The organism is Ruminococcus sp. 5_1_39BFAA (genome assembly GCF_964240875.1).
Taxonomy (GTDB): Bacteria; Bacillota; Clostridia; order Lachnospirales; family Lachnospiraceae; genus Blautia_A.
The window spans coordinates 92,388-99,849 of the sequence record NZ_CAXSVO010000015.1; the positions used below are offsets into that span (position 1 = coordinate 92,388).

Sequence of the window (7,462 nt, forward strand, 5' to 3'; positions counted from 1 at the left end):
GTCCATTCTTCCATATAATTTTCTAACTAACGCTCATTATATCACAATTCGTTCAAACCACAACCCCGTAAGCCTGTCCCCACCTTAAATTTGTCCTTTTTAACCAATTATATTAAATTTTCAGATTTTATCTTTCTTTTATTTTTATAAATAATTTATTTAAAACAAAAATAAATATTTTCTATTTTTTACTTGACAAATCAAAAGTATTCTGTTATAGTAAACACATAAAACAAAAGGAAATTAAAAAAAATCAAAACAAAGGAGTGAGACCACCGAAAACATAAGTGATTTCTCATAATTTAAGAAAGAGAGGTACAATCCACCAGAAGCATAATTTTTTAAACAAGTAATTGTTTCATAATCTGAGAAATGGAGGTACGGACCCCCAAGAACTTAAACTTTTAAATAATTTCATTTCTGTTTTATAAGCTTTATAAAATAAAAAATGAGGTACAGACCAATGGGACGTTAAGTTTTCATTTCAAACCAAATTTTTTAAAGGATGGTAAGGACCAATGGGAAAGTAAAATTTTAACCCAAGCCAAATTACAAGAGGACGGTACGGACCAATGAAATAGTTAGTTTTTTAAGCGCATAATCTAATGAAAGGAAGGTAAATTCCCTTGGACAATGAACAGTATTAGAGCCACCAGCTAATCGTTGAAGCTGATGGCTCTTTTTTTGCATATCTTATACTCTTCTTCCATATATTGAAACAAAACGTTCTTTGAGGTTTCTATGAAATTTTCTAAGCCTTCTCTCTCGCCTGTTTTTTCAAAATACATAGCCTATGCCAGAATTCCGCTGATTTTGGCAGGTGCTTTTCTCATCGGAGCCGCAACCGGAAAGGTCACAGCATTTTTACAACAGCAGGAAGCTGTCGCCACTTCCTCCGAAAGCTCCAGTTGGGGATTAAGTTTTCAGGAAGAAGGAAAACGTCCCATCGGCAATGCCACCGTAGAAGAGCTAAGTCAGTATGATGCATTCTATGCCCAGGATACCCAGGATAAAATCCTCTACCTCACTTTTGACTGCGGCTACGAAAACGGAAATATGCCAGCCATTCTGGAAGCTCTGAAAAAGCACGGAGTAAAGGCCACCTTTTTTGTGGTAGGAAACTTCATCTCCGACAATGCTGACCTTTTAAAACAAATGGTCACAGAAGGCCATACGATCGGAAACCATACACTTACGCACCCCAATATGTCCAAAATTTCCACTATGGACAGCTTCAAAAAGGAACTGGAAGGGGTGGAAACCCTTTATCAGGAAGTAATGGGCGAACCCATGACAAAGTTTTACCGCCCGCCCCAGGGAATTTACAGCACTGCCAATCTATCCATGGCAAAGGAGCTTGGCTATAAAACCTTTTTCTGGAGTCTTGCTTATGTGGACTGGTATCAGGATAAACAGCCATCCAAAGAAGAAGCCTTCGAAAAGCTTTTAAAACGGATTCATCCCGGCGCTATCGTCCTTTTGCACAGCACCTCCTCCACCAATGCTCAGATTCTCGATGAACTTCTGACCAAATGGGAAGAAATGGGCTACTCCTTTGGCACACTGTCGGAGCTTACCGGAGCATAGTCCGGTAAGCCCAAGCATGTGTAGTACTAACGGTTGGATCCAAAATAAATAACAGACTGGACACCAGGTCCTGTATGAATACCAATAATCGGACTCATAGGTGCCATAATAACCTTTGCCTGCGGAACGGCTGCAAGGATTTCTTCCTTTGCCTTATTCGCCTGCTCCTCAGCATCTCCATGACACAGCATTACGTAAGGATATTCCGGATTAAAACCAGAGCTTATGTATTTTCCGGTAATACAATTCATAGCAGCCTTTGCCCCGCGAACCTTTTCCATAATGGCAAGGGTTCCGTCTTCAGCAATCCTGAGAACAGGCTTGATCTTAAGCTTTCCCCCAATCCATGCAATGGTAGGGGAAATACGCCCGCCGCGTTTCAGGAAATCCAGGTCATCCACAGTAAACCAATGGCAGATGTTGTTTCTGTTTTCTTCCAGCCAGGCAGTGTTTTCTTCCAGGGTCATACCCTTTTTCTGATTCTCGATTGCATACAGAACAAGGAGCCCCTGGCCGCCTGTTGCTGCATGGGAATCCACGCAGGAAATTGTTCTGTCCGGATATTCTTCCATCAGATCTATAGCTGCCAGGCGGGAGCTTTGCCAGGTGGAAGTAAGTCCACCGGACAGAGATATATAAAGAATATCCTTCCCCTCCTTTAATTTCGGTTCAAAATGCTCTGTATAAACCACCGGAGGAATCTGTGAAGTGCTGCCGGATCCGCCCTGGCGAAGCTTATCATAAAAAGCCTTACTGTCCCACGCGGAACAATTTTTATGCTCCAGTTCTCCTCCGTTCAGCTCAAATTTCATAGAAATTATTTCCACACGTTCCTGTCCCAGAAGCTCGGCTGGTAAGTCTGCGGCTGCATCAGTCATAATAACGTAATCGCTCATTATAATTCTCCTTGATTATATTAACCTTGGTTATATTTAAAATGCAGCCCTATTATATCATGACTTTTCCTTTGATGGTATAATTTTTAAATTATTTTTCTATCAAATTATTTTAAAATATAAAATTCAGCGTTCTTCTTTACAGTTCTTCCAGAAGCTCATCAATAATCTCTTCCCACTGCTCTTTGTCCCTGGCGCCTACAATGGTTTCCAAAATGGTCCCGTTTTTGTTAATAAACAAGGTAGTAGGAACTGCTGTCACATCATCCAGAATGGCATTATATAAGGACTCATTCAGCAGAAGATGGGGATAATCTGCCTCCGTTTTCTCTATCAGTTCTGCCGCAAAATCAAGTGTTTCCTGCTCTGCCCCTTCCTGTACATCGCTTATCACGCCTATGATCTGAAAATCCCCGGCATCATATTCGTCTGACAGTTCTCCAAGCTCCGGCATTTCATTCAAACATGGGCTGCAGTAGGTTGCCCAGACATTAATCATTGTCAGCTTTGATTCTTCAAAAATGTCCGAACTGACCTCATTGCCTTCCATATCTGTTCCTTTAAAATAAATCGGTATAGGAAGCGCCTTGCCCTGTCCTGCCGCAGTATTCTTTTCCTGTGCTTCAGAAGTACCCTCTGTTTTTTCCGCCTGCTTTTCTTTTTTATCGGATGTACCTGTACATCCTGCCAGACACAGGACAGACAGCATACAAGTCAATAGGATTGCCGTTTTATTTCTCATTGTATATAAGATCCTCCATTCTTTGCAGTGAACCGTTATCCGGTTAAGTATTCTATATTATAAGCCATTTCTCTATATTTGCAAAGATGAAGTCTCACGGCAAATTATTCTTCGGAGTCCCCATCCAAGGAAGCCAGATAATAATCATCGTCCGTCATGTTTTCAATAGGACCATCCGAGTTCTTTTTTAAGAACATCAAACCTTCTACCTGATCCACATCAATAATTCTGTCAAAGGAAAAGTTTGTCACATAAGTATCACTATCTGATGATAATCTTCCCTTTATTCCCGGCTCATCCCAGATATAGGGGTAACATGTACCGTCTTTCAATTTTAGGCCAGGATAAGTATCCTGCAGCTTTTCTTTTTCCTGGCTGTCAGGAACCCTGTATTCAATGTATGCAGAAATAGGCGACAATTCCACATGGGTCACAGTCATGCTGGTATCGCCGATGGGCGCTTCCAGATCAATAACCCGCATGTCTTCCGAGCCGTTAAGGATGCAGTCAAAAGCCCATTTTCCTTCCAACCCGGGAATATATGCGGCTTTATCCACGGTTCCAAGGTTTTCTAACTCTACATGCACTGGTTTGTTCAAAAATCCTCCCTTGTTTCCATGTCCATCCAGGATAATCCAAAATTCCATACTACCGTCCTCCTGGGTGTAATACTCATAGATCAAATCTCCGTTTTCATCGGTATCCAAAGGGCTTCCGTCTGCCTTCTGCGGCTTTAAGTCCGGTCCCGTCACCACTCCGCTGTAGAAGGCTGCCGAAATGCCAAACTCATCTTCCCCGTTATCCCATCCATCTTTGCCGTCCACAAGCACCTGGAAATGTTCAAAATCCGGCTGTGTCCTGTCTGGTACTGTGTAGCCGTTCACCTTGAATACCAGATAAGCGAAATAATTGTCCACCATGGTCTGCTCCAGGGTGACGGAGATGCCCTGGTCTGTCACAGTCTGCCCGACCATATTTACCATGCCGCTGTCCTCCAGTGTTTTCTTTTGCTCCTCTGTGGCGCGCAGACCTTCCGATAAGGATTTGCTCCAGTTCATATATATTGCCGCTCCTACACTGACACAGCCTACTGCTAAAATAGCCGCGGCTGAAAGAATCCAGATACGCTTCCTGGTCATTTTTTTCCTGCCCCCAACCGTTGTCTTACTGTTTTCCTGACGGGGGATGCGTTCCGTCTGCGAGTTCTTTGTCAGTTCCGCTTCTTTGCGGATAGATTCAAATGCCATATCTGCCTTTACTCTTACTTTTTCAGGAATTACCACATCGCTGTTCAGTTGTTCCAAAATGTTTTTTTTGTTTTCTCTCATACTGTTTTCCTCCTTTTCATCGGATTATATTCAACTGCCAGCCTTTCTCTTGCCCGTGCCAGCCTGGTTCTCACCGTAGCCTCCGGTATCTCCAGTATTTTGGAGATTTCTGCTGTCTTAAACCCTTCCACATAGTAAAGGATCATAACTGTTCTGTACCTTGTCTCCAGGGTCTGGAGTGCTTCCTTCCATTCCAGGTTCTCATATTCTGTTTCCTGGCAGGGAACCTGAGGTGGCTCCTGATAAAACACTAATTCCTGCTTTTTCCTGTAAATGTCCTTACAGTGATTGATCAGGATTCTGGTCATCCATGTGCGGAAATACCGATCTTCCCGTAACTGCCCCAGTTTTTCCCAGCAAGTCAGTATAGTGTCTGAAATGGCATCCGCCACATCGTCCTCATTTGACAAAAATGAATAGGCTGCCTTGTACATGTTCTTCATCTGAGATTCCATCAGCTCCACGAATGCGTCCGCATCGCCGCGCCTGGCTTTTTTTATCAGATTTTCCATAATTCGAGGTCCTTTCCTTGTTTTACTCTATAGTAGGCTGTATTTCGTATACGATTTATGCACTTCTAATTATTAGACATGAAAAAGCAGGAAAATGTTTCAACAAATAAATTTCTACATAAAAATGCTGGAAATTGGAAAAAATTCCTAACGTTCTCTATATAGAAGGGGCTGGCTTCCAGCAGCCAGCCCCTCACAAAAAGGTTTCAAAAAGTCTGATTTCCCCTTAAACCTTCTAATTTTTTAAAACATTCCTGTATATCTGTATATTTTTCCCACTCTACATCTTTCAAAACATTCTGACGTTCCACAAATTGTCCTGCCGGAGTTCTAATTGAAAAATATACATCAAATTTTGCCTTTGTAATATATCTGCGCCTATTTAAATATCGCTTTTCAGCATCTACCGTATCAACAAATGCATTACACTGATTTATCAGTTTCTCATCATATGTATCATTGTTTGCTATAGACTTTAGCAAAAATGTCTCCAATGCTCCTGTTTCTTCAAATGGAATTATCAATAAAAGTATCCGAAACTGTATCTCTCTTCCATGCGCATTCCGATGCCTACATAAAATCCATGCATCATTAGCAATCATAGATTCCACAGATACCTTTCTACTAGCCAATACACCTTGTATTTCGTTAATAAACTCTTTTTCGGTTCCGACCTCATCTCTATCTGTCACTATAACAATATTTTGATATATTTCGCTCTCCATGCCTGCTAAGCTATTGCTTTCCAGAATAAAATCAAATCCCGGAACAAGATTACTAGATCCTCGGCATCCTGCAATCGTTACCTCATCTCCACATTGAGAATGCTTCAAAATCCTTGCCATGCCAAGGCGTTTTCTTAATCCCGTGTTTTCTTTAAAATCCTCCCAATTATGTGCTTTTCTCAAAAAATATTGAATCAGAACATAGTCTGTGGAGCCCTCACATAGAATTATACTTCTCATCTTATCTCAACTCCAATCCCATATCATCTTGCGCTTCAATTGCTTTCTCACCAGACAATCTCCTGACCGAAGATCCAATATCATCTTTATAAAGCGTAAAAACAACCATGTTCTTTAAAGAGCTCGGCGAACATTTTAAGACTTTATCAATCGCTTCTTTACTATGGGATGTCATAAACACCTGAACATTCAGCTTCCTACATGTTTCCAAAATCCATTTAAATGTTCTATCCATAGCTGACGTATGAATTGCTGTTTCAAATTCATCTAATAGCAGCACCCCGTTCTGTGCTTTAATAACAGCACTCATTAACAGAACAGCTTTCTTCATTCCATCTCCATATACATTAAGAGGCAAAGCTCTTTTATGAGTTCTGGACAAAATTTTATAAACACCTCTACCACTCGTTATGTTATCATCATTATCATAATTAATGCTAATAATGTCCTCATCGTATTCTTTTAACACAGCAAGCAGTTCTTCGTACAACTCTGGGTTATTTAATATCTCGCTTAAATACAAATTACCTTCCGCATGCCTTGTCGGAGAGACATATATGATTTTAGGTTCGCTTATTTTTCTATTTGCCCTACCTATCCTATATCTCCTTTGTCCCTCATATACTTCTATCGTGTCGCATACTGTCCCATTTATACTTGTTTCTAATTCCATTTTTGTCACCGGATACAAAATGGAATTATCTACTTCCTTCTCTTCTCCGGAATAATTATATGATACACCAGTTACATAACTGTACTCTGCTTCTGTTAACTCCTCTTCCACAATTTTTGCCTTTAATGCAACTGTTACTGTTTCATTCAGCGTAGAAATACTATATTCAACTATTTTATTATCCGAATCAATATCAAACAGATTATAAAATCCATCATAAACGGAAGATCCCCACGGCACCGGTGTCCTGTTCTCTATTCTAAGCAGAGATTCCCAAGCCCATACGTCATCTGATTTCCCAAAATTTTCTAAAATCTCTAAAACACTAGTCTTTCCACTATTATTATCACCAGTCAATATATTTATCTGCTGTATGTCATCCAATTGTAAAGAACGTATACCACGAAAAGAATTTATCTTAATTGTTTTTATAAAATGTGACATCATTTCACATCCCTTCCTTTTCTATTTCATTATAGTATAACCCAACTTTTTTTATTTGTACATCAATTTCATGTACAAAGAAATTCTATTATTTCAGCAACAAAACAATCGAAACAAAGAAAAAGCAAATCGAAGAGACAATCTCTTTTTAAGGTTAAAAATAGGAATCATTCCTGTTTGACTAGGTCTTTGACTACGTTTCATTTTTCCCCAAAATAAAAAACGCCGGAAACCCAGCAAAATCAAGGCTTCCAGCGTCATCGCAGAGCAGGGGATGAGAGAATCGAACTCCCACCAAAGGTTTTGGAGACCCCT

General features: G+C 40.3%; 8 protein-coding genes. 1 reads left to right on the forward strand and 7 read right to left on the reverse strand.

All coding sequences use genetic code 11. The features are described 5' to 3' along the window. Window positions 1–741 precede the first annotated feature (741 nt). Window positions 742–1,587 carry a polysaccharide deacetylase family protein gene (locus ACESZH_RS15400; RefSeq protein WP_373217577.1) on the forward strand — a complete coding sequence of 282 codons (846 nt, stop codon included), beginning with the start codon at window positions 742–744 and terminating at the stop codon, window positions 1,585–1,587. Window positions 1,588–1,613: 26 nt separating this feature from the next. On the opposite strand, the gene ACESZH_RS15405 is transcribed toward ACESZH_RS15400, so the two are convergent. From ACESZH_RS15405 to ACESZH_RS15435, 7 genes are all read right to left on the reverse strand, one after another. Further along, window positions 1,614–2,483 carry a DegV family protein gene (locus ACESZH_RS15405; RefSeq protein ID WP_373217579.1) on the reverse strand — a complete coding sequence of 290 codons (870 nt, stop codon included), beginning with the start codon at window positions 2,481–2,483 and terminating at the stop codon, window positions 1,614–1,616. 139 nt (window positions 2,484–2,622) lie between these two features. Continuing rightward, window positions 2,623–3,225: a TlpA family protein disulfide reductase gene (locus ACESZH_RS15410; protein WP_373217581.1), complete on the reverse strand. Its 603-nt coding sequence runs from the start codon at window positions 3,223–3,225 to the stop codon at window positions 2,623–2,625. 104 nt (window positions 3,226–3,329) lie between these two features. Beyond that, complete coding sequence (locus tag ACESZH_RS15415; protein ID WP_373217583.1) at window positions 3,330–4,553, reverse strand: DUF4179 domain-containing protein; 1,224 nt, start codon at window positions 4,551–4,553, stop codon at window positions 3,330–3,332. After that, a complete protein-coding gene (locus ACESZH_RS15420) occupies window positions 4,550–5,065 on the reverse strand; it encodes an RNA polymerase sigma factor (RefSeq protein WP_373217585.1) in 516 nt (171 codons plus the stop codon). Before ACESZH_RS15420 ends, ACESZH_RS15415 begins: the two co-directional genes overlap by 4 nt. 206 nt (window positions 5,066–5,271) lie before the next feature. After that, on the reverse strand, window positions 5,272–6,030 hold the full coding sequence (locus ACESZH_RS15425) for a DUF3226 domain-containing protein (RefSeq protein WP_373217587.1): 759 nt from the start codon (window positions 6,028–6,030) through the stop codon (window positions 5,272–5,274). Window position 6,031: 1 nt separating this feature from the next. Further along, complete coding sequence (locus tag ACESZH_RS15430; RefSeq protein ID WP_373217588.1) at window positions 6,032–7,150, reverse strand: ATP/GTP-binding protein; 1,119 nt, start codon at window positions 7,148–7,150, stop codon at window positions 6,032–6,034. Between the two features lie 90 nt (window positions 7,151–7,240). Then, window positions 7,241–7,462 (reverse strand): hypothetical protein (locus ACESZH_RS15435; protein WP_373219932.1); only part of this gene is annotated, 222 nt, incomplete at its 5' end.

Bases quoted from the DNA above. Each gene is read 5' to 3' on its own strand.
- ACESZH_RS15400 (WP_373217577.1), top strand. From the start codon at position 742: ATGAAATTTTCTAAGCCTTCTCTCTCGCCTGTTTTTTCAAAATACATA.
- ACESZH_RS15405 (WP_373217579.1), bottom strand. From the start codon at position 2,483: ATGAGCGATTACGTTATTATGACTGATGCAGCCGCAGACTTACCAGCC.
- ACESZH_RS15430 (WP_373217588.1), bottom strand. From the start codon at position 7,150: ATGATGTCACATTTTATAAAAACAATTAAGATAAATTCTTTTCGTGGT.
- ACESZH_RS15425 (WP_373217587.1), bottom strand. From the start codon at position 6,030: ATGAGAAGTATAATTCTATGTGAGGGCTCCACAGACTATGTTCTGATT.
- ACESZH_RS15420 (WP_373217585.1), bottom strand. From the start codon at position 5,065: ATGGAAAATCTGATAAAAAAAGCCAGGCGCGGCGATGCGGACGCATTC.
- ACESZH_RS15415 (WP_373217583.1), bottom strand. From the start codon at position 4,553: ATGAGAGAAAACAAAAAAAACATTTTGGAACAACTGAACAGCGATGTG.
- ACESZH_RS15410 (WP_373217581.1), bottom strand. From the start codon at position 3,225: ATGAGAAATAAAACGGCAATCCTATTGACTTGTATGCTGTCTGTCCTG.